Source organism: Spiroplasma sp. hyd1, assembly GCF_016082235.1.
Lineage (GTDB): Bacteria > Bacillota_I > Bacilli_A > Mycoplasmatales > Mycoplasmataceae > Spiroplasma > Spiroplasma poulsonii.
Genome location: NZ_JXYY01000004.1, coordinates 14272 through 37471 on the forward strand (window position 1 = coordinate 14272; position 23200 = coordinate 37471).

Consider the following 23200-nt stretch of genomic DNA (forward strand, 5'->3'; position numbering starts at 1 on the left):
AATAAAATGAAAAAAGGTTCTTTAAAATTACTTTAGTAATTAATTACTAAACCTTTAAAACGAGTAACTGAATTAATGGTTTCACAAATTCCTTGCACTCCTTGCCCTGAATCATGAATTCCTAAAAATGGAAATGAATCAGGACCACGTTGCGTACGACCATTAATATTAACAGTTCCTGTTTCTAATTCACCAGCAATTTTGAAAGCAGCATTAATATCATTAGTAAAAATACATGCTTGTAACTTAAAATTCGATTTATTTGCTAACATAATCATTTCTTCAACATTTTTACAACGAATAATTGGTAAAACAGGTCCAAATGGTTCTTCTCAGGCTAATCGCATATCTGCTGTAACATGGTCAATTAAAGTTGCACTAAGTAAATTATCTTTCCGTTGATTTCCAATAACTAAAGTTGCTTTTTTTGCCAAAGCATCATCAATTAATTCTTGGACAAATTCAGCAGCCTTAATATCAATTACTGGAATAATTGCTTTGTTTTCTAACGGTGAACCCATCTCTAACTTGCTAACTTCTGTTTTTAATCGTGCAACTAATTCATCAGCAATTGTTTCATCAACTAAAACACGTTTAATTGCTGTACAACGTTGTCCTGAATAAGAATAAGCTCCACCAATAATTTCTTTCACAGCTTTTGCTAAATCAGCATCTTTTAACACTAATGCTGGATCTTTTCCACCTAATTCTAAAACTAAATCTTTGCCATGGCCTAATTTACGAATGTGATTTCCAACGGCAACAGAACCAGTAAAAGAGATTACATCAATTTCTGGATTTAAAACTAGTAAATCACCAATATCGCGACCACGACCTGTTACAACATTAAAGACACCTTTCGGAAAACCAACTTCATGCGCTAATTTTGCCATATATAATCCCGTTAAACTCCCATTTGTTGCTGGTTTAAAAACAACACTATTTCCAACAACTAAACTTGGAACAATTTTAGCAATACTTAAGTTAACCGGATAATTAAATGGTGAAATTGCTAATACAACGCCTTTCGGAACACGGGAAAAAATGCCAAGTTTATTTTGAACATTTCAACCATCGCCTGTTAAAGTTTCTGGAAAAACTCGTTTTGCTTCTTCAATTGTGTAATCAATATATTCAATGCTTCGTTCAACTTCAACTTGGCCATCTTTTAAACTTTTGCCAACTTCATAAGCCATAGTTTTTGCCAACTCCGTTTTATGAACTAACAATAAATCTGCTCATTTTCGTAAATAACTAATCCGTTCAAACAAGGTTAATTTTGCTCAAGGTTTTTGGGCTTGGCGTGCTGTTTGAAAAGCTTGCTTAATTTCTTTTTCTTTTAAAGCTGGAACACGTCCATAAGGTTTATTATCAATTGGTGATATAATTTCTAATCAATCGCCATTATTCATTAATTCGCCATTAATTAATGCGTTTAATTCTAAGCTCATTTTTCACTGCCTCTTTTCTCTTCATATTCATTCTACTTCTATTCTATACTTTTTTAAAATTATTAAAAGTTAATTTCATCATTTAACTTATTGTTTTTAATAAAATTGGTTAATTTTGTTAAGACACGGTCACTATATGCTAAGTATTTGTCGACTTTTGCTTTAAAATGTTGATCAAGATTAGGGACAATCCCAAAGTTAGCCTTCATTGGTTGAAAATTAGTTGATGAAGCATTAATAATATAGTTAATTAATGCTCCCATCATTGTTTCAGGAGGAAAAGTTAACATTGCCTTGTTATTTAAAAAGTTTGCAATATTAAGCGCACTAATAATCCCGGTTGCTGCTGATTCAACATAATCTTCAACACCTGTAATTTGACCAGCAAAGAAAACATTTTGTTGTGATTTTAATTGTAAAAATTGATTTAACAACACTGGTGAATTAATAAAATTATTTTTATGAATAACACCATAACGAACAATATTAGCATTTTCTAACCCCGGTATCATTGTCAGAAGACGTTTTTGCTCTGGGAATTTTAAATTAGTTTGAAATCCTACAACATTATACAACGTGTCAATCGCATCATCTTGGCGTAATTGAATAACAGCATATGGTTGTTCACCATTTGGTTTTTCTAACCCAACTGGTTTTAATGGTCCAAATAATAATGATTTAACTCCACGCTTGGCCATTACTTCGATTGGCATACATCCTTCAAAATAAATTTCTTTTTCAAATTCACGTAAAGCAACTGTTTCAGCTGTAATCAATTCTTGTACTCATCTTTCAAACTCTGCTCTTGTCATTGGACAATTAATATAATCTTTACTTTCACCTTTATCATAGCGTGACTTATAATAAACCTTTTGAAAATCAATACTTTCCTTTGCAATAATTGGTGCTGCTGCATCATAAAAATAAAAGTATTCTTTTCCTAATAACTGTTGAATCTCTTTTTGTAAACTTGGTGTTGTTAATGGTCCTGATGCAATTATAGTAATTGCTGTTAAATCAATTGTTGCAACTTCTTGATCAATTAAAGTTACATTAGGATGTTTTGTTACCCAAGTTGTAACATAATTTGAAAACTGTTGGCGATCAACCGCTAAAGCACCACCAGCCGGGACACGACTAGCATAAGCAGCTTTAATAATCAATGAATCAAAAGCTAGCATTTCTTGTTTTAAGAGCCCAACACCATTTGTTAAACTATCACTTCGTAATGAATTTGAACAAACTAATTCCGCAAAACTATCTTGCTTTTGCACTGGGTTTTTATTAATTCGTTTACTTTCATATAAATTAATCTGAAACCCTCTTCTTGCCAACTGATAAGCTGCTTCAGTTCCAGCTAAACCAGCACCAATAATATTAATTTTTAGTTTTGCCATAGTTTACCTTTTCTTTTAATTGGTCATATTGTTCCAAATATTTCGCATATTTCTCTTGTTCAACTTTAATTTTCTCTGGAGTTGCCTTTGCCAAAAAGTTTTGATTATCTAAAATATTCTTACTACGGATAAGCTCTTGTTCTAAGCGTTTTAATTCAGCGGTTACTTTCCTTTGTTCTGCTGCTAAATCAATAATATCATTAGCAATCACTTCTAAAATCACATCTGTTAATGGAACTGTGATATATGTTTGTTTCAGATCTTTTTCTTTTAAAATACCTTTAATTTCACTATTTACCATTTTAAAAATGAAATCATTAATTAATGGAATTATTGCCCCATTAATTTTTATTTTATTATTTGTCGCATCTAATCAAATTTCAATTACTTGTTGTTTTTTAATTTGATAATTACTACGTAATTCCCGCATTGCAGCAATAATTTCAGTTACTAAATTTAAATATTCTACATCATAATTAAAATTAGTTGTTGGATATGTTTCTAACATAATTGATGCTTTTAAATTTAATTTTTGATAAATTTCTTCTGTTACAAATGGAATAAAGGGATGTAACATCACTAAAATTTGTGTTAAAACATAAAATAATGTTTGTGTTGTTACAGCTTTGATTCTTTGATTATCACTTTGTAAATTAACTTTTGTTAATTCAATATATCATGAACAAAACTTATTTCATACAAAATCATATAAATCCTTACCAACTAAAACAAACTCGTATCTTTCCATATTAACCTTAACTTTATTAATTGTTTTTGTTAACTCTGTTAAAATTCATTGGTCAATCGCATTTTCTTGATGTTTAGTTAATAGTGCTACAATTTCTTGGTCAAACTTTAGCAATGGTTTAAAATCACTTGCTAAATTCATTTCAACATAACGTGCCGCATTCCATAACTTGTTAATAAAATTTCAAGCCCCATTAATTTTTTCTTGCGAATATCGTAAATCTTGGCCTGGCGCACTATTTGTCACTAAAAAATAACGTAATGTATCAGTTCCATAATCATTAATAATATCCATTGGATCAATCCCATTTCCTAATGATTTACTCATTTTGCGACCTTCTTCATCACGAATTAAACCATGAATTAAAACATCATTAAATGGTTTTTCATTAGTAAATTCTAATGAATCAAACATCATTCTTGAAACTCAAAAGAAAATAATATCATAACCAGTTACCAAAACATTAGTTGGAAAATAACGTTGAAATAATGTTTCATTTCAAGTTCATCCTAATGTTGTCATTGGTCACAATGCTGATGAAAATCATGTATCTAAAACATCTTCATCTTGTAATCAATTATTTGTATCATCTGGTGGTGTTAATCCAACATGGATTTTAGTCGGGTCGTCTTTCATATATCACGCTGGAATTTGATGTCCTCATCATAGTTGACGGGAAATACATCAATCTTGAATTTTTTCCATTCAATTAATTAATGTTGTGTTAAACCGTGATGGATAAAATTTAATTTGATCTTTTGTTTCTTGAAATTTAATAATTTTTTTCGCAAAAGAATCCATTTTAACAAATCATTGGTCAGATAAATATGGTTCAACAATTGCTCCACTTCGTTCAGAAAAACCAACTTGATGAAAATGGTCTTTGATTTCAACAACTAAATTTTGTTTTGTTAAAGCAGTAACTAAATTTTGTCGGGCAATAAATCGATCTTGATTAACATATTCCCCCGCCATTTCATTCATTGTTCCATCAGTATTCATACAAATCGGCATTGCTAAATTATGACGCAACGCAATTTCAAAGTCATTAGCATCATGGGCTGGTGTACATTTCATTGCTCCCGTACCAAATTCTTGGTCAACATAGTCATCACAAAGAACAGGAATTAACTCACCATTTGCTGGATTAATAACCTTTTTATTTCAATATTGCCGATAACGTTCATCATTTGGATTAACAACCACGCATTGATCAGCAAACATTGTTTCTGGGCGGGTTGTGGCAATAGTTAGATATTCACTAGTACTATTTTCTAGAAAATATTTAAAATAATACATTTTACCTTTTTGTTCTTGATATAAAACTTCAATATTTGATAAGGCTGTTTTTTGCACTGGATCTCATGAAATAATTCGTTTTCCACGATAAATTAATCCTTTTTGATATAAATCAATAAAGACTTTTTGAACCGCTGCTGACAAATTATCATTTAGAGTAAATTGTTCACGCGAATAATCTAACGCTAACCCCAACTTGGCTCATTGTTCACGGATTACCTCCGCATACTCTTCTTTTCATGCTCAAACTTGTTCAACAAATTTTTCACGGTCTAAATCATGCCGTAAAACATTTTTTGTTATTCGTAACCGTTCTTCAACTTTTGCTTGCGTCGCAATCCCGGCATGATCCATTCCTGGTAAATATAACGTATCAAACCCCATTAACTTTTTATAACGAATAATTAAATCTTGTAAAGTTGTATCTCATGCATGCCCTAAATGTAGCTTTCCAGTGACATTTGGCGGAGGAATCACAATACTAAAACTTGGTTTATTACTCTTTAAAACACCGGTAAAATACCCAGCATCTTTTCAAAATTGATACTTTCTTTCTTCAACAAGATTATGATTATACTTTTTACTTAATTCCTTTGCCATTAAATCTCCTATCTAAATAAAAACTCCTATTATTTTGTTAAAATAATAGGAGCAATTATTATTTAATAATTACGGTACCATCCTTTTTTAATAAGTACAAACTTATTATCTTAATTAAAATATCAAGTTGAAATATTAGTAACCTTCATTAAACAAATAGATTAATTTCACACCACCAATTAACTCTCTGAACTATTTTGTTTAATTACTCCTCTAATATTTATGGTTTTATTATAATTCTTTTTTGATTAATTGCAACAATTTTACCAGTTTTATCTTTATTCTTAATTGTTTAACTAAGTAAATAAACTAATTGATCCAATGGCTGTTGTAACAATAATTCAAAATGGCAAAATAATAATTGACATTAAAGTTGATAATAATGTTACATTACTTGTTAACAAGGTTTCTTTCTTGAAGTTAATTGAATATGCAACAATTACCGAAGCTGGTGGAGCTGCTAACATAATTATAATAATTGTTAAGCCCATACTACTCATTGTTCAAGCCCCAGTTTCTTTTCCAATTGCTGTTACAATCAAGGTTATTACTAAGCCAATAACTGGCGCTAGTAAAACCTTCATAATTGTCCCATATCATGTTTTAAAACTTTTTAAACTATCTTTTAACGTCTCTTTTGTTAAATTAATTCCAATTGCTAAGCATGCTAACGGCGTGCAAATTGCTTGTAATGTTACTAAAATTTTTTTAATTGGAGGAAAAGTATTATCTAATCGTAATGGTGAAAATGATTTGCCACTACCAAGCACATTTTGATCAGGAACAACAGCAATTCCCGGAATCAACTGTGTTACTCAAAAGGTAAATCCAATAATTGTCGCTAATAAAATTGGATTCAATAAAATCTTCTTAGAATTAGTTTTAAACATTTTTCAGCCATAAGCATATCGATTCTTAAAACTATTTCTAATAACAACCTTATCTTGTAAATAACCCTTATTATCTTTGCCCATAATAATAAATCCTAATGAATATAAAAAGACATGGTACGGAACATTAAAAATATTTGAAGCAATTTTTGCATCAGATCCCGGAAACAACGCCGTTACAATTGGAATACCAAAAAAAGAAGTTGCTGCAAAAGTCATACTCATTGATAACGCATCTTGGACATCACGATCATATTTAATATAAAAATATTTTGCAATAATCCCTAAAATAATATAAAATAAAAAACCGCTTAATAAAACAGCCGCTTCTTGTTTAACATTTTCAACAGTAGCATCAGACATAAATCCTTCAAAAACTAAAGCTGGTAAACCAATTACAACTAATATTTTAATAAAAACAACATCTCATTCTTGTTTTAATGTTCCTTTTTTTGTTAAAAGTCATCCTAAAAATATCACAAAAATTGTAGCAATAATGGCACTTCAAAACCTTCATGCTGTTAATATGTCAATAATTGCCTTGCTAACTTTATTTTCATCCAATAATAACTGCATTATGTCCTCCATTTAGCATTCTTTTTAATTTTACCGCTTAAAAATAAAAATAAAAGTTATTTCTAACTTTTATTTGTTTCATTTTCTGCGTTTACTTCTTCTGCCCCTTTTAAATTATTGTTTCAATCTTTATACATGAAAAAGATAAATCCACCAAATAAAATANTAGACTTCTTGCGATACCCTTTTTTATTAAAATATTATTATAAAATATAATTTATGAGGACATAAAAATATGAACAATAATAAATTTAATACTCTTAATGATAGAGAATGGTTAAGATTAACAGGAATAAAAAAATCCACTTTTAATAAAATGTTAGATATTTTAAAAGTTGCTGAAATAGAAAAATTTAAAAAAGGTGGTAAAACTAATAAATTATCATTAGAAAATAGATTATTGATGACTTTATTATATTGACGAGAATATCAGACTTATTTTCATCTTGGTAAAAGTTTTGATATTAGTGAGGCTAATTGTTATCGTAATATTAAGTGAATTGAAGATATTTTAATTAAAAACTCTGATTTTCAACAACTTGCTGGTAAAAAAGCACTAATAAATGATTATTTTAATGATAAAACTATTATTATTGATGCTACCGAAACTCCAATCCAACGCCCAAAAAAAGACAAAAACAATCTTATTCTGGTAAAAAGAAAAAACACACGATCAAAACACAAGTAATTATCGAACAAGAAACCAAAAAAATTATTGCAACAAGTTTTTCGCTCGGAAAAAAACATGATTATGCTTTATTTAAAGAATCAAAAATCCCAATTTTAAAAAATACCAAATTAATAGTTGATAGTGGTTATCAAGGAATACAAAAAAATCACAATAATGTTCTAATACCTACAAAGAAAACAAAGAAAAACCCTTTAAACAAAGAACAAAAGCAATATAATAGACTAGTTTCAAAAATGAGAATTATTATTGAAAATATTTTTGCTATTCTTAAAAAATTTAAAATTATTACAGAAAAATATCGTAATCGAAGAAAAAGATTTGGTTTAAGATTTAATTTAATTGCCTCAATTTATAATTTACAATTATTATATTTAACATAAAATATTTATTTAAAATTAAATAATTTAAATAATAAATTAATTTTTCGTTGTGGAAAAATATTAAATTTTTAAATAAAAAACATAATTAATTAAAATTATATTTTTCTATTAGTATCTTTTTTACAAATATTTGCAATTTTTTAACAAGTAATGCAAGAAGTCTAATNAATAAAACAATAATAATTACTAAAGTAATAATTAATCAACTAGCCATTTGTTATTTTTCTCCTTCATGCCCATAATTTGGGATTACTTTTGTTTGATATTTTCGCAAAACGGTGGTGGATAATAGACTAACTAACAGTGGAATTATAATTCCAAGTAAAACTGCTAAAACCGATAATCATCATGGTTTTGATAAACCAGAACTAATAAAGACATAAAACATAAAGATAATATTAACCGCTAATAAGAAAGCGGTAACATATGAAATAGTAAATCGATATGTTTTCCCAAGTTTAATTCATGAATGTTCATTGTTGTAAGCAAGCACAAGTTTTAATTTTTTATAAATATGAATAAATAAAATTATTTCTGTTAAAGCCATTAACAACATATTAACACTCCCCGCTAAAGCTTGGAATGAATAAATCAACTGATTAGTATCTTTGAACATTAGAACTAACCCAATTGTTGCCATTAATTAATATTAAAATAAAGATAACTTTCTTTTCATTAACTTTATAATTTGAAAAAATACCATTAACAACAACTTCCAGCATTGCAATAATACTACTTAACCCAGCAAATAATAAGGCCGTAAAGAATAAAATTCCTAAGAAGTTCCCAAAACCAACGATTGTGTGATGATTAATAACACTAAAGGCTTGTGGAAAAACATTAAAGATAAAACTAGCACCATCATTATTCGGAAACGCGCGGTCAATTGCTTTGGCATAATCATCAATTGATGTTAAACCAGGATTTGTTTCATGAACTAATACCCCCGCTGACCCAAACACTAATATTAATGTTAATAACGAAATTGCCAACACTCCAAATGATAAAATATATGCTTTATTAGCGTTATCTTGTCGTTTTGAAGCAGCACCAGCAAATAATAACATAAACCCTGATCCAACACAAACGGTGAATACTCCCAATCCAAAAGCATCACTTCAAACTTGGACATTACCAAATGACGCCAAGGTTTTTTCTGTTGGCATTAAAACTGTCCCTAGTCCTGCTAAAGCATCAGGAATTGTTAAAACATAAATTGCCAACACTAATAAAATAACAAATAAGACCGGAATAAAAATAACATTTGCTTTTGCAATCCCTTTTGCCCGAAACATTATAATAGTACCAGCCATAATCACAATTGCAATAAACGCTAAGTATGCTATTCATTGAAAATTAGTAGTCCCCGTTACTCCAACACCACCAGCATTTAAAATATTATTGTTAAATTATAACGGTGTATTAATTAAATTTGTAAAATTTAATAACAACGAAATTAAAACATAGCCAATTAAAACCGTATAATAATTAGCAACAACAAACATAAATGCTGATTGAAATCAACCAATAAAACGACTTGCTGTTGGATTTTCTTCTTCAAAAATATTAATTAACGACTTTCGGCGCATATTCCCAATATTAAACTCTAAAATCAATAACGGAATAGCACAAGTCACAATTGCTAAAATATATAAGACAAAAAAGCTAAACCCCCATTTGCTTTCAATAAGGTGGGGAACCCTCAAACATTACCAAGTCCAATTGCTGCTCCTAATGTGGAAACAATAAAACCAAACTCACTAACATGCCTCTTCTTTTTCATAATTTTTTCCTTTCTTTTCAAGATAATAATTAATATAATAAAAAACAATTATTAATAAAATTAACAATCGTTCTTTTTGGTGTTTCTTTTTTAATTAATAAAAAATCACATAACATTATTTCACAATTTTTTTCTTATTAACAAACTTATATGAACAAAAATTATACAGGGTTCCTAGCCCAAAAACTAACCCTGCAATAGCAATCACAGCGATGATAAACCATACCACCCCAGGAATTCCAGCTAATGATTTATGAACATTTAAGAAAAAATATTGATAGGGAAATGCTTTCCCCGCTTGTCAACGAAATTCACCACGAATCATATTCACAATTGTTCATACAATTGGATAAAAATAAAATTTTCAAAGATCTTGTCTTCAATAAACTTTTGTTGTTTTAATATTATTTTCTCGTTCCATAAAGAATAAAAAATAAACAATCATGACTATTGGACAAATAACGTGTTGAATTGTTGAATACAACCAAGCTCTTCAAGTTTGTGGTTGTTCAACTGGTAATAACATTAAATTAAAAATTAAAAAAGTAATACTAATATAAATTGTAATTGCTAAAGTCATATTGTAACCTAATCACTTGTTTTTTCCTTCATATTTAGGAAATAACCCTGCTCCAAGTAATCAGGCAAATACTAACAGATTTATTTGAATTGTAAAATAACTAAAATAATTAAAATAATTAAAAGTATAATCACCTTTATCATTGATAAAGTTTTTTGTTGCTTCCTCTGATCATGTCGGATTTTTCACAGTAACAGTAATTCCATGAACATAACTTTCAATCAATGCCGCAAAAATACCGTACCCAATTAAAACTGCAAAGAGTAATTTGTAGTAAACTCGTCAGTCTCTTCATATCTCCTTCTTGTAAAACATTTTAATCCTCCTTTTAAATATTTCAATTATTATATAATTAAAAAAATACTAATGCTACCTTTTGGGGTAAATTAGTATTTTTATTTTTGTTTATTTTGCTGGTTTTTGATAAACTGATGCTTTTGTTTTGTTTCGTCCAAATTTTTCAAACTTAACAATCCCATCGATTAAAGCAAATAAGGTATCATCCCCACCACGCCCAACATTTACTCCTGGGTGAACTTTTGTTCCGCGTTGACGATAAATTATTGATCCAGCTCGAATTCCTTGGCCATCAGCTCTTTTTGCGCCTAAACGTTTTGAATGTGAATCACGACCATTTTTAGTCGACCCTACTCCTTTTTTTGAAGCAAATAACTGTAAGCCTAATAAGAACTTCATCATTATTCTTCAACCTCCTTTACACTAATAAATTCTTGGTATTGCTGATAAATTGTTAAAAATTGATAATACATCGTTTGTAAAATAACTTGTAAATCAGAACTATTTTCTTTTACGATGATAGTAATTAATCCTTCATTAATAACAAATTCACAACTATTTGGTTTAATTTGATCAATTGCATTTAAACCACCTGTTGCAATTCCTGTTATTGCTGCACAAACAAGGTCTTTACCATATTCACCTGCCTGTGCATGACCAGTAATTTCAATTTTTGTAAATTTTTGTTCAGTTTTATTAATTATAATTTTAATCATAATTATTTATCATTTTTTTCTGTTTTTGTTACTGGTTTTTTTGCTGATGTTGTTGTTGAAGTTTTTGCAGCAGGTTTCGCCGCAGTTGTTGATTTTACTGTTGCCGGTTTTGCTGCTGGTGCTGGTTTACTTACCACAGGTTTCACAACCGGTTTTGGTTCAGCACTCGTTGCAGGTTTTGCTACTGCTGCTGGTTTAGTTTCTGCTGCTACAGCTGGTTTTGCTGTCCCTGACAATAAAATTTGGTCAATTTTAATTTTTGTGTATGGCTGACGATGACCATACTTCTTATGTTGTGTTTTCTTTGGTTTATAATGAAACACAACAATTTTCTTTTGTTTTCCTTGTTTTAAAATTGTCCCGGTTACTGATGCCCCTTTTAAAAAGGGAGTTCCTACTTTTCCATCAACCATTAAAACTTCGGTAAAATTAACTTTTTCACCTTCGTTACCGTTTAACATTTCAACAAATATTTCATCACCTTGAGAAACACGTAATTGTTTCCCCCCAGTTTTAATTATTGCAAACATTTTTACACCTCCAGTTTATACTCGCCTTGTAAGTAGATAAGTATTACATATCCTTTAGGTACTTAAAAGTCAAAGAGCGGTTGAAACTGAAACAACCATAATTAATTATATCGTTATCTTGAAAAAATTCAATAAATATTTTATNTTTTNANANNTNNTNANNTANTTNNAATTATTAGACTTCTTGCATTACTTGTTAAAAAATTGCAAATATTTGTAAAAAAGATACTAATAGAAAAATATAATTTTAATTAATTATGTTTTTTATTTAAAAATTTAATATTTTTCCACAACGAAAAATTAATTTATTATTTAAATTATTTAATTTTAAATAAATATTTTATGTTAAATATAATAATTGTAAATTATAAATTGAGGCAATTAAATTAAATCTTAAACCAAATCTTTTTCTTCGATTACGATATTTTTCTGTAATAATTTTAAATTTTTTAAGAATAGCAAAAATATTTTCAATAATAATTCTCATTTTTGAAACTAGTCTATTATATTGCTTTTGTTCTTTGTTTAAAGGGTTTTTCTTTGTTTTCTTTGTAGGTATTAGAACATTATTGTGATTTTTTTGTATTCCTTGATAACCACTATCAACTATTAATTTGGTATTTTTTAAAATTGGGATTTTTGATTCTTTAAATAAAGCATAATCATGTTTTTTTCCGAGCGAAAAACTTGTTGCAATAATTTTTTTGGTTTCTTGTTCGATAATTACTTGTGTTTTGATCGTGTGTTTTTTCTTTTTACCAGAATAAGATTGTTTTTGTCTTTTTTTGGGCGTTGGATTGGAGTTTCGGTAGCATCAATAATAATAGTTTTATCATTAAAATAATCATTTATTAGTGCTTTTTTACCAGCAAGTTGTTGAAAATCAGAGTTTTTAATTAAAATATCTTCAATTCACTTAATATTACGATAACAATTAGCCTCACTAATATCAAAACTTTTACCAAGATGAAAATAAGTCTGATATTCTCGTCAATATAATAAAGTCATCAATAATCTATTTTCTAATGATAATTTATTAGTTTTACCACCTTTTTTAAATTTTTCTATTTCAGCAACTTTTAAAATATCTAACATTTTATTAAAAGTGGATTTTTTTATTCCTGTTAATCTTAACCATTCTCTATCATTAAGAGTATTAAATTTATTATTGTTCATATTTTTATGTCCTCATAAATTATATTTTATAATAATATTTTAATAAAAAAGGGTATCGCAAGAAGTCTATTATATAAAGAAGATTTTGTAATATACAGTTTTGGATGTGATAAGTGTAATTTAACTTACAGCTGTAAAAATAATTGTAAATTATTTTGAGCTTTAAAAGATAATCTAGATTATGAAAAATTAGAAAGTAAGGAATAAAAATAAATATGTGAGATTGAATTGCTTGTTGTAGTTGTTTTTTAATAGCAATTACTTTAATAGTTTTAATTCTTGTATTTATTGGTGGTTTTTAATGAAAAAACAAACTAAGTTATATAAACAACGATTAGAATATTTGGTTAATGTTATACATCAATGTTTACCTGCAAAAATATCTTTATTTATGTTAAGAAAAGCAATTAAGTTATATCTTAATCATAATATTATTGATATTAGTGTTATGGAAGAACAACATTTTAAATTATTAGTAGAACAAGTAAAAAATTGTATGTTAAATATAGAAAGTGAGAGTGAAAAATAATGGATATATTTTCAATGATTATTGTATTTTTATTAATTATCTTATTATATGCTTATGTCATTTTTTCTGTTTTTAATAAAAAAGAAATTAAAAAATCAAAATTAGAACTTGAAAAAATAGAACTTGAAAATGAGAAATTAAAGTTAGAAATTTCAGAATTAAAAAATAAAGGTGGTGGTAATTAATGACTGTATTTGCAACAATTATTTTAGTTATTACAATGTTTATGTTATTGATATTTTTAACAGTAAGCACAGTGTTTAAATTTAAAAATAAATATTTAGTTTGTCCGCATTGTTCTAAAAAAGTAGAATTTAAAGAATGGGGAAAACGAAAAATTAAAAAAACAGATAAATCTGTTGAATAAGTTAATATCAGTTAAATACATTGCCAAAGTATAAAATTGATTTTAGTTTTTAATGTTAATTACTAAAATCAAGGTTAGAGTACGGCAATGTTTTATTATAAGTTATTAGTATTTAAGGAGTGAGTTTTAGATGAATGTAAATTTATTAGCAGATAACCCTGATGCAAGTGTTATTAAGCAAATAGCAGATTTTGCTGGTATTCTTGCTGATTGGGCGATTGCTTTTACAAACTGATTTATCGGTTTTTTAGGGTCACATATGTTATTAATTATTCCGTTAATTTTAATGTTTGTGGTTTTAGGAATTGAAACAATCAGAAAGTTAATTCACGGATATTAGTATTTATGATAAACTCTAACCTTGATTTTAGTAATTAACATTTAGGAAAGGAATAAGAAAAATGCAAAGTGTATGAGATTTATATTATGAATTTATGACAATTATTTTTAGGATTAATCATCCTATTATTTTAGATATTGTTATATTTGTTGTGTTTTTAATACTTGTTTTTGGTATGTTATTTTTAATTTTAAGTTGTATTTTTAGGTGGATAAAATAATGGACTGAAACACTTTTTTGCAACGAGTATATCAAGGACTTTTGCAGATTTTTTATTTTATTCCAAAAATTGAAATTGATAACTTTGTTGGTAGTTCTATTGATAATATTACTTATTCAGTGATTATGATAGGTGTTTGATTAGTGGTGTTTTTCTTAATTTGATTATCAATATTTATTTTATATAAAACTATAAGTTTGGTGGTGTAAATATGTTTAAAAATTATTTTAATTTATTTAGAAAACAAAAAAATATTAAGTTTTCTTATTGATATGTAAATTGATTTATGGCAAATATTTTGTTTTATCTTTTTATTGTTTGTTTTAATTTACAATTTATATATTTTAGTTCTACATCAGTTGTTGATATTATCCTTTTTATTTTTTTAGTAATTTTTGATATTATCTTTTTTTGGTCTTTTTTTAGTAATCTTTTTCAAACACGAAAATTGATTAAAATTATTAAAAGTAATCCAATATCAATCATTAACGGTGCTTTGGGTACTGGTAAAACTTTATTAATGACTTATTTATCGCAAATTGCTAAGTTTGACAATGTTTATTCTAATTATTTTATTAATGATGAAAAAATTGGAGTTTTAGGTTTAAATCATTTAGATTTTAAAAATAAAAATTATACGATACCACCAAACGATAGTTTAATTTTATTTGATGAAATATTTTTATATATGAATGGTGCTAAACCTGAAGAAAATAATAAAAAGTTTAGCGGTTTAATTCCATATTTTTTATTATGTCGTCAGTTTGATAATAACATTGTTTTTGCTGGACAACGAATTAATCAGAATTGAGTAGAATATAGAGAAATTGCTAATATGATTATTGTTCCTATGCAATGTATTAAACCTAGTATATTTTTTCCTTATTTTAAAATGAAAATAGGTTTCTTTGATGATTTAGATGATTATTTAGTATGAAAAACTGAAACAGTTAAACGAACAGCAAACGGTAAAAGAGTTCGTAAAAAATCTAATAAAGATATTGGTATTAATTTTGTTAAAATAACAATTCCTTTATCTATTGCAATGCAATATGATAGTAAATATTTAAAGTTTGTGCGTGATTTAAAAAATGATAAAGTACCAAGTTATACTAAACAAAATTGACCTAGTATTGTTAAAAAAGATATTACAATTAATGAATTACGAGAAATGGGAATGGAACATTTATTAAAAAATTTTGGGGAGTTAGATAATGATTAATTTACTTGCTAATGATGTATGAAATGGTGCTATTAATACCATAGTTGATATTTTTATGAAAATTATGGACTGAATGTGAGCATTAAAATTGCCTGGTACAGATATTCCTCTATTTGTGTTATGAGTAATTGGTGGTGTTATAAATGTTATTTTGCTGTTAGTTAATAGTTCTCGTGGTTTGAGTTTAGTTTCTCGTTCATCTTTACAAGCAAGTAAAAAAATATCTAATGGAGTTAAAAATATAAGTAATAATTCTAAAAGTAATAATAAGGAAAGTAATAAATAATGGTAAAGTTAATATTTTTCTTTGTTATTGGTTTGACTGTTGGTTTTGGTTTTATTGCTAATATTGTTATGGCAACAGACTTGGGTTTTTCTACTGTTAAGCATTATTTGGAGTCTGCTAATGATTTTTATAAATTAGTAGCACAGTTATTTATTATTGCGACACATCCTATTTTCCAGTTATATATGGCATTTGGAATTATTATTATGGGTATTAGACTTATTTTTATTGTTTAGGGGGGTGAAACAATGCGAAAATGATTATTAGATGTTTTTATTGTTTTTTATTTAATATTTGGTTGAATGTTTCTTTTTTGTGGTACTGTATCAACAAATTATTTTAGTAATGTTTATCAAGTAGAATTAAAAAATAATGATGTTTTTAAAGATTTAACTTATGAAAAAGCAAATGAGTATGATTTTCAATCTGCTTTAATGTTGCGACAAGATTATTTTATGCAAGGTTTAGACCCCAGTAATTACTCATTTAGTTTTGGTGTTGCAACTCCTTTTATTTCAAATGTAAGTGCTGATAAAAATGATGATAATTATTGATTTAATAAAATTAAAAATGTTGCATGAAATTATAGATTAAGTTGAAATTCAACGGATATTTCTAAGGGTTCTGTAGGTAGATTAATTTTAAATTATGAAATACCAACTAAATTATTAGCTATTTTTGTTTATAAAAATGATGTAAAATATGAATTTACTTTTAATTGAGAAATAATACCATATTTGTTTATGCCAATTATTGGTAATCAAAGTTATAGACATTTTGATATGAATTATTTAATTTTAAATTTTAATTATAAAAAAATAATTAATATGGATATTCTTAAAAAATCTGAAAGCAATTATTATATTGATGATGTTAAGCAAGAATTTTATTCGTTAGATAATTTGTTTCAAATTTTAGATTATTTTTATTCTAATGTTTTAAGAACTATATTTGATATTTCAAATTTTAGAGAGCAAATTGTTTTTTCATCTGATAATGGTAATTTGGGTTTTGTTTTTATTATAAAAAATGGTTTTTTATTATATCCAAAATCAATGATTTTTAATATTTTAAGATTTCCGGATACAATTTCGGGTTATTTGGAACCGCAGGTGCAATTGTATAATGCTTATACTATAAATAATACTAATGATTACTTTTCTTATTTTTCAAATTGAGATTATATTACTGATGTTTTGCCTTCTAACAATGATAAATATATTCAATCAATAAAATTATTAGATATGACAGATAAATCAAAGTATCAAGGTTTTAATTTAATTAGATTTAATACGACTAGGTTAACTGAAAATAATAGTATTTCAATTAATGGGTTTAATTTTAGCATTTATAATGCTACTGATTGAAACAATGAGATTAATGGTGGCGATATTTGGGAAATACCTTATAAAAATTGTAGTTGATATAATGTTGCGTGTCATATACAAAATGCGGCGATTTGATTAGTAAATAATTTGCCTGGTATGAAAGATGTTTATAATTTTGTTAATGGGATAGTACATGTATTTAGCAATGTATCTGATTTATTTAATAATATTGGTAATTTGTTTGCTTTTGATATTACATTTAAGATTATGTTAAGTTCTATTTTAGTGTTAGCAATGGTTAATGGACTTTTACGATATTTTTAGTATATAATGTTGTTAGTAAAAATAAGTAAGGCGGTGTGGTGGTTTATCCACGCACCGCCTTACTTAAACGGGTAAAAGTCGCGTAGCGACTTAGGGGCAACGCCCCTTTACTTGATCCATATTTTAACAACAATCTTATATAACTTAGAAAATTATGATTTATGAAAGAAAAAAGCTTCTTTAATCATTACCGAAATTGAATCGTGTTTTACCAAATATTACCAAAAATTAATTACTTTTCAGTAATTTGCTAAAAATTATTAGCACTTTATTCATAATTATTTTATTTAAATTATTTTAGAAAGGGGGAATTTATTATTAGCTTAAAACATAATAAAATCTGAATGAAACATCATACTTTACAAATAAGAAAGGAAAATAAACATGGCAAATACCCAATTATTTTTTCAACATTTTGGTTTAGAAATGTTCGGCACAATGCTTTTAATTATTTTAGGAAATGGTGTCGTTGCTAACATTTTATTAAAAAATACAAAAGGAAATGGACAAGGTTTTTTTGCAATTACTGCCGGCTGAGGTTTTGCGGTGCTAGTTGGAGCAATGGCTAGTAGCGCTCTAAAAGGAGTTGCTCATTTAAATCCAGCAGTAACATTTGCAATGGTTGTTCAACAAACTTGATTTATTAATAACGGGTGATTCTTACTACCAGCCTTATTATTAGGGCAAGTTGCTGGGGCTTTAATTGGCCAAATTATTGTAGATATCTTTTATTGAAAACATATTAAAGATACTGTTAATGATAATCCCGATTTTATTCTTGCGATGCATGCAACAGGACCAACTTATCGTCCTGCCTTCTTTAACTTTTTTGCTGAATTTATTGGAACATTTGTATTAGTTGCCGCAATTTTAGCAATTGGTAAATATGAAACATTTAGTTTAGGGACATGAGGGCCACTATTTGTTGGTTTAACAGTTTTTGGAATTGGAATCTCATTAGGAGGAACAACTGGTTATGCCATTAACCCTGTTCGAGACTTAATTCCAAGAATTGTTCATTTTGTTTTACCATTAAAAAATAAAGGCAACTCAGATTGAAGTTATAGTTGAATTCCAGTTGTAGCACCAACATGTGCTGGTCTTGCTACTGGCGGAATCTTCTTACTATTTTAAGCAATTTAATAGAAAGGATATTATAAATATCATGAAAAAATCCACTTATGATGTTTGTATTATTGGTGGTGGCGTTATTGGTGCGGCAATTAGCCGTGAATTAAGCCGCTATCAATTAACAACCATTACAATTGAAAAAAATAAAAAAGTAGCAATGGAAACTTCCGCTGGAAATTCTGGTGTTATTCATGGTGGTTTTGACCCAACACCAGGAAAATTAACCGCAAAATTAAATATAGAGGGACATCACCTTTATCAAACGATTTTTAAAGAACTAACAATTCCCTATCAACAAGTTAATTCACTTGTGATTGCTTTTAATGATGAAGAACAAAAACACTTAGAAATGCTATATGAACGGGGAATTACAAACAATGTTGATCCAAAACATTTACGTCTTATTAACCAAGCAGAAGTCCATGCTTTAGAACCAAACCTAAGTCCTGATGTTCAAGGAGCATTGTTATGTACTTCTTCGTATGTTGTTGATCCCGTGGTCTTAACCCAAAGTCTTTTTTCAAATAGTATTAAAAATAAGCAACATTTAAAGTTAGATCAGATGGTAACAAATATTAAGTATCATGCTGATCAGAACCACTTTGAAATTACAACCTTACATCAAGAACAAAAAGTTACTTATTTTGCAAAATACTTAATTAATGCTGCTGGCCACTATTGTGATATCCTTGCCGCAAAAGCTGGTTATCCCGATTACGAATTAGTTACAAAACGTGGTGAATATCGTGTTTTAGAAAAAAGTGAGGGTAATTTAGTAAAAAATATTATTTTTATGGTGCCAACAATTCATGGTAAAGGTGTTATTGTTACGCCAACGTTAAATGGTCATCTCTTAGTTGGCCCAACCGCGGAAGACAATATTCCAAAAGCAGAAACCCGTCTTGTTACACCAGCAATGTATGAAAAAATTGGTCAAATTGGAACTAAAATTGTTCCAAACCTTAAAATGGAAAAAACATGTCAAACTTTTGCGGGATCACGCCCAATTGAACCCCTTTCCAAAGATTTTTATTTAAAACCAGCCCATGATAATCCAAGATTTATCAATGTTGCTGGAACAAAATCTCCCGGGTTAAGTAGTGCCCCTGCAATTGCCAAATATATTTGCCATTTACTAACGGCCGCTGGCTGTGAATTAATCACAAACCCGCATTTTGATCCTATCCAAACTGAAATTATTCCAACAATTTAACGAAAGGAAACGTTTATAATGCCAAAATATATTATAAGTTTAGATGAAGGAACAACAAGTTGTCGCACTCTTGTAATTAATCACAAAGGTGAAATTGTCGCAAGTAATGCGCTAGAATTTAGTCAGATTTTCCCAAAAGCTGGTTGAGTTGAACATAACGCAGTTGAGATTTGAAACTCACAACGAACAACATTAGTGCAATCAGTTAATAAAGCAAAAATTAAACCAGAAGATATTGTCGGAATCGGAATTACTAACCAACGTGAAACAGTAGTAATGTGAGATAAACGCTCTGGTTTACCGATTTATAATGCTATTGTCTGACAAGACCGTCGTACTACCAAATATTGTGATGAATTAATTGCCCAAGGAAAAAGTGAATTAGTCCAAACAAAAACTGGTTTAATTATTAACCCTTATTTTTCTGCGACAAAAATAAAATGGATTTTAGATAATGTTGAAGGAGCCCGCCAATTAGCAAAGGATAATAACTTACTTTTTGGAACAATTGATACTTGATTAATTTATCGTTTAACGGGTGGTAAAACACACATTACTGATTCAACTAATGCCAGTCGAACAATGTTATTTAATATTCATACGAAAGAGTGAGATGATGAATTATTGACCTTAATGGATATTCCAAAGAGCATTTTACCAACAGTAAAATCCTCTTCAGAAGTTTATGGTCATACTTTTCCGGGATTATTAAGCAAAGAAACCGACGTTCAAATTCCAATTGCTAGTGCCATTGGTGATCAACAAGCAGCCTTGTTTGGACAGCTTTGTTTAGAACCAGGTGAAGTTAAAAATACTTATGGAACTGGATGTTTTATTTTAATGAACACCGGTCAAACTCCAATTAAATCAAATAATGGTTTATTAACAACAATTGCTCTTGATTATAAAGGAACAATAACTTATGCCTTAGAAGGTTCGGTTTTTGTGGCGGGAGCAGCTGTCCAATGATTACGCGATCAAATTAAGATCATTTATCATGCTAGTGAAACGGATTGATACACAAATCTTGTTAAAGATGACCAACAACTGTATGTTGTTCCTTCCTTTACAGGGTTAGGGTCACCATACTGGGATTCTTATTCACGCGGAGCAATCTTTGGATTAGAACGCGGAACAAAACGTGAACACTTAGTAAAAGCAACCTTAGAATCATTAGCTTATCAGTCTTATGATGTTATTATGGCAATGGCTGAAGACTTAAAAAAACCAATTAAAAGAATTAAAGTTGACGGTGGTGCTAGCCGTAATGAATATTTAATGCAATTCCAAGCGGATATTACCCAAGTGGAAGTAATTCGCCCAAAAAGTATTGAAACAACGGCAATGGGAGCAGCCTTTTTAGCTGGTTTAGCTGTTGATTTCTGAACATCCCGTGATGAAATTAAACAAATTTTAAATGTTGATAAAACATATCATGCTAAATTAGATCAAGCAATTGTCCAAAAACTATTAAAAGGTTGAAAGGTTGCTGTCAATCGAACATTAAATTGACTAAAAGATATTGAATAAAAAAGTGTTGTCAAATAAAAAAATGCTATTTATAGCATTTTTTTATTTATATTCCAATCTTATTTCATAAGCAATTGGATTGTATTCAGTATCTGTGTTTAATTCAACATGAAATATTTCTGGCTCCTCAGTGTTAACTTTTTTAACAAAGTATAATAAAACATCATCATTAATAACAGCATTTAACTCATTACTAGATATATAAATTTTGTTTTGTGTTCCAGAAGTTCCTTTAACTTCAATTTTCTTTGAATCTCCATTTAAATAAAAACTATCAACATCATATCCAGCATCATCAATATCTAAAATTTTTACTTTTGCAGCTAAATCATTTTTATTATTTTCTATTAAATAATGTTTTTCATAATCTCTAACAACTTCCTCTGCTTTGTTTCCTATTTTTGTTTTTTTAGTTAATGCTTCTTGCATTTAAACTCTAGAAATTATGTTTTTTTTATTAGTTTTTTCTGTTTTCCCTTTAATTGGAATTAATTTTCTTTCATTAAAATTATAACTCTTAACCTTATCAACTTTTTTAATGATTCCATCTAATAAGTTATCAGAAATATTATCTATTAGACTTCTTGCGATACCCTTTTTTATTAAAATATTATTATAAAATATAATTTATGAGGACATAAAAATATGAACAATAATAAATTTAATACTCTTAATGATAGAGAATGGTTAAGATTAACAGGAATAAAAAAATCCACTTTTAATAAAATGTTAGATATTTTAAAAGTTGCTGAAATAGAAAAATTTAAAAAAGGTGGTAAAACTAATAAATTATCATTAGAAAATAGATTATTGATGACTTTATTATATTGACGAGAATATCAGACTTATTTTCATCTTGGTAAAAGTTTTGATATTAGTGAGGCTAATTGTTATCGTAATATTAAGTGAATTGAAGATATTTTAATTAAAAACTCTGATTTTCAACAACTTGCTGGTAAAAAAGCACTAATAAATGATTATTTTAATGATAAAACTATTATTATTGATGCTACCGAAACTCCAATCCAACGCCCAAAAAAAGACAAAAACAATCTTATTCTGGTAAAAAGAAAAAACACACGATCAAAACACAAGTAATTATCGAACAAGAAACCAAAAAAATTATTGCAACAAGTTTTTCGCTCGGAAAAAAACATGATTATGCTTTATTTAAAGAATCAAAAATCCCAATTTTAAAAAATACCAAATTAATAGTTGATAGTGGTTATCAAGGAATACAAAAAAATCACAATAATGTTCTAATACCTACAAAGAAAACAAAGAAAAACCCTTTAAACAAAGAACAAAAGCAATATAATAGACTAGTTTCAAAAATGAGAATTATTATTGAAAATATTTTTGCTATTCTTAAAAAATTTAAAATTATTACAGAAAAATATCGTAATCGAAGAAAAAGATTTGGTTTAAGATTTAATTTAATTGCCTCAATTTATAATTTACAATTATTATATTTAACATAAAATATTTATTTAAAATTAAATAATTTAAATAATAAATTAATTTTTCGTTGTGGAAAAATATTAAATTTTTAAATAAAAAACATAATTAATTAAAATTATATTTTTCTATTAGTAT

General features: G+C 27.7%; 26 protein-coding genes and 1 pseudogene. 14 read left to right on the forward strand and 13 right to left on the reverse strand.

The features are described 5' to 3' along the window. Nucleotides 1–32: 32 nt before the first annotated feature. The 4 genes from TS70_RS01065 to TS70_RS01080 form a co-directional block, all read right to left on the reverse strand. Nucleotides 33–1451: an NADP-dependent glyceraldehyde-3-phosphate dehydrogenase gene (locus TS70_RS01065; RefSeq protein WP_198049155.1), complete on the reverse strand. Its 1419-nt coding sequence runs from the start codon at nt 1449–1451 to the stop codon at nt 33–35. 62 nt (nt 1452–1513) lie between these two features. Then, a complete protein-coding gene (gene trmFO / locus TS70_RS01070) occupies nt 1514–2848 on the reverse strand; it encodes a methylenetetrahydrofolate--tRNA-(uracil(54)-C(5))-methyltransferase (FADH(2)-oxidizing) TrmFO (protein ID WP_198049156.1) in 1335 nt (444 codons plus the stop codon). Next, entirely contained in the window at nt 2829–5495 is a 2667-nt protein-coding gene (locus TS70_RS01075) for a valine--tRNA ligase (RefSeq protein ID WP_198049157.1), read from the reverse strand. Before TS70_RS01075 ends, trmFO begins: the two co-directional genes overlap by 20 nt. A 296-nt stretch (nt 5496–5791) precedes the next feature. After that, complete coding sequence (locus tag TS70_RS01080; protein WP_198049158.1) at nt 5792–6961, reverse strand: AEC family transporter; 1170 nt, start codon at nt 6959–6961, stop codon at nt 5792–5794. A 235-nt stretch (nt 6962–7196) separates the two neighbouring features. Between TS70_RS01080 and TS70_RS01085 the strand changes: the two genes are divergently transcribed. After that, a protein-coding gene (locus tag TS70_RS01085) for an IS5 family transposase (protein WP_105628856.1) occupies nt 7197–8032 on the forward strand; the annotation gives its coding sequence in 2 pieces (ribosomal slippage) (nt 7197–7593 and nt 7593–8032; 837 coding nt in all). A 217-nt stretch (nt 8033–8249) separates the two neighbouring features. Here TS70_RS01085 and TS70_RS07045 read toward each other — a convergent pair. From TS70_RS07045 to TS70_RS01115, 8 genes and pseudogenes are all read right to left on the reverse strand, one after another. After that, nucleotides 8250–8648 (reverse strand): hypothetical protein, encoded by a 399-nt coding sequence (locus TS70_RS07045; RefSeq protein ID WP_232332259.1) that lies wholly within the window; start codon nt 8646–8648, stop codon nt 8250–8252. After that, nucleotides 8632–9345, reverse strand: coding sequence for a hypothetical protein (locus tag TS70_RS07050; protein ID WP_308699439.1), 714 nt, complete (start codon nt 9343–9345; stop codon nt 8632–8634). The genes TS70_RS07045 and TS70_RS07050 overlap by 17 nt, the downstream gene beginning before the upstream one ends. Nucleotides 9346–9441: 96 nt before the next feature. Beyond that, complete coding sequence (locus tag TS70_RS07055; RefSeq protein ID WP_232332261.1) at nt 9442–9738, reverse strand: hypothetical protein; 297 nt, start codon at nt 9736–9738, stop codon at nt 9442–9444. A gap of 192 nt (nt 9739–9930) precedes the next feature. Further along, nucleotides 9931–10710 (reverse strand): Pr6Pr family membrane protein, encoded by a 780-nt coding sequence (locus TS70_RS01095; RefSeq protein ID WP_198049159.1) that lies wholly within the window; start codon nt 10708–10710, stop codon nt 9931–9933. Nucleotides 10711–10800: 90 nt separating this feature from the next. After that, complete coding sequence (rpmA, locus tag TS70_RS01100) at nt 10801–11091, reverse strand: 50S ribosomal protein L27 (protein WP_040093422.1); 291 nt, start codon at nt 11089–11091, stop codon at nt 10801–10803. A gap of 2 nt (nt 11092–11093) precedes the next feature. Continuing rightward, nucleotides 11094–11408, reverse strand: a complete 315-nt coding sequence (locus tag TS70_RS01105) for a ribosomal-processing cysteine protease Prp (RefSeq protein ID WP_040093091.1) — start codon at nt 11406–11408, stop codon at nt 11094–11096. Nucleotides 11409–11647: 239 nt separating this feature from the next. Beyond that, nucleotides 11648–11938 (reverse strand): annotated as a pseudogene (gene rplU / locus TS70_RS07060) (50S ribosomal protein L21); the annotation flags it as partial. A 340-nt stretch (nt 11939–12278) separates the two neighbouring features. Continuing rightward, nucleotides 12279–13114 (reverse strand): IS5 family transposase gene (locus TS70_RS01115; RefSeq protein ID WP_105628856.1). Its coding sequence is split into 2 segments (ribosomal slippage): nt 12279–12718 and nt 12718–13114, totalling 837 coding nucleotides; the frame shifts between segments, so codons are not numbered across the junction. A gap of 301 nt (nt 13115–13415) precedes the next feature. Between TS70_RS01115 and TS70_RS01120 the strand changes: the two genes are divergently transcribed. The 12 genes from TS70_RS01120 to glpK all read left to right on the forward strand — a co-directional run bounded on the left by TS70_RS01120 (nt 13416) and on the right by glpK (nt 21604). Then, nucleotides 13416–13643 (forward strand): hypothetical protein, encoded by a 228-nt coding sequence (locus TS70_RS01120; RefSeq protein WP_040093708.1) that lies wholly within the window; start codon nt 13416–13418, stop codon nt 13641–13643. Beyond that, on the forward strand, nt 13643–13828 hold the full coding sequence (locus tag TS70_RS01125; RefSeq protein ID WP_198049160.1) for a hypothetical protein: 186 nt from the start codon (nt 13643–13645) through the stop codon (nt 13826–13828). Before TS70_RS01120 ends, TS70_RS01125 begins: the two co-directional genes overlap by 1 nt. Beyond that, nucleotides 13828–14010 carry a hypothetical protein gene (locus TS70_RS01130; protein ID WP_198049161.1) on the forward strand — a complete coding sequence of 61 codons (183 nt, stop codon included), beginning with the start codon at nt 13828–13830 and terminating at the stop codon, nt 14008–14010. Before TS70_RS01125 ends, TS70_RS01130 begins: the two co-directional genes overlap by 1 nt. Nucleotides 14011–14140: 130 nt before the next feature. After that, a complete protein-coding gene (locus tag TS70_RS01135) occupies nt 14141–14350 on the forward strand; it encodes a hypothetical protein (RefSeq protein WP_198049162.1) in 210 nt (69 codons plus the stop codon). Between the two features lie 219 nt (nt 14351–14569). Further along, nucleotides 14570–14779, forward strand: coding sequence for a DUF2649 family protein (locus TS70_RS01140; protein ID WP_040093704.1), 210 nt, complete (start codon nt 14570–14572; stop codon nt 14777–14779). 2 nt (nt 14780–14781) lie between these two features. Beyond that, a complete protein-coding gene (locus TS70_RS01145) occupies nt 14782–15792 on the forward strand; it encodes a hypothetical protein (RefSeq protein WP_198049163.1) in 1011 nt (336 codons plus the stop codon). Then, entirely contained in the window at nt 15785–16078 is a 294-nt protein-coding gene (locus TS70_RS01150) for a hypothetical protein (protein WP_198049164.1), read from the forward strand. The genes TS70_RS01145 and TS70_RS01150 overlap by 8 nt, the downstream gene beginning before the upstream one ends. Then, nucleotides 16078–16314, forward strand: a complete 237-nt coding sequence (locus TS70_RS01155; protein ID WP_198049165.1) for a hypothetical protein — start codon at nt 16078–16080, stop codon at nt 16312–16314. Before TS70_RS01150 ends, TS70_RS01155 begins: the two co-directional genes overlap by 1 nt. Before the next feature lie 12 nt (nt 16315–16326). Then, nucleotides 16327–17730: a spiroplasma phage ORF1-like family protein gene (locus TS70_RS01160; protein WP_198049166.1), complete on the forward strand. Its 1404-nt coding sequence runs from the start codon at nt 16327–16329 to the stop codon at nt 17728–17730. Nucleotides 17731–18114: 384 nt separating this feature from the next. Continuing rightward, nucleotides 18115–18864 carry an MIP/aquaporin family protein gene (locus tag TS70_RS01165; protein WP_127093473.1) on the forward strand — a complete coding sequence of 250 codons (750 nt, stop codon included), beginning with the start codon at nt 18115–18117 and terminating at the stop codon, nt 18862–18864. Nucleotides 18865–18895: 31 nt separating this feature from the next. Next, nucleotides 18896–20074, forward strand: coding sequence for a type 2 glycerol-3-phosphate oxidase (glpO, locus tag TS70_RS01170; RefSeq protein WP_040093870.1), 1179 nt, complete (start codon nt 18896–18898; stop codon nt 20072–20074). A gap of 18 nt (nt 20075–20092) precedes the next feature. Beyond that, nucleotides 20093–21604, forward strand: coding sequence for a glycerol kinase GlpK (glpK, locus tag TS70_RS01175; protein WP_040093872.1), 1512 nt, complete (start codon nt 20093–20095; stop codon nt 21602–21604). A gap of 42 nt (nt 21605–21646) precedes the next feature. On the opposite strand, the gene TS70_RS01180 is transcribed toward glpK, so the two are convergent. Continuing rightward, nucleotides 21647–22033 (reverse strand): protein NO VEIN domain-containing protein, encoded by a 387-nt coding sequence (locus TS70_RS01180; protein WP_040093875.1) that lies wholly within the window; start codon nt 22031–22033, stop codon nt 21647–21649. A gap of 216 nt (nt 22034–22249) precedes the next feature. Here TS70_RS01180 and TS70_RS01185 point away from each other — a divergent pair. Continuing rightward, nucleotides 22250–23085, forward strand: a protein-coding gene (locus TS70_RS01185; protein WP_105628856.1) for an IS5 family transposase whose coding sequence is annotated in 2 segments (ribosomal slippage) — nt 22250–22646 and nt 22646–23085 — 837 coding nt in all. Because the reading frame shifts where the segments join, the coding sequence is not laid out codon by codon here. Nucleotides 23086–23200: the final 115 nt, after the last annotated feature.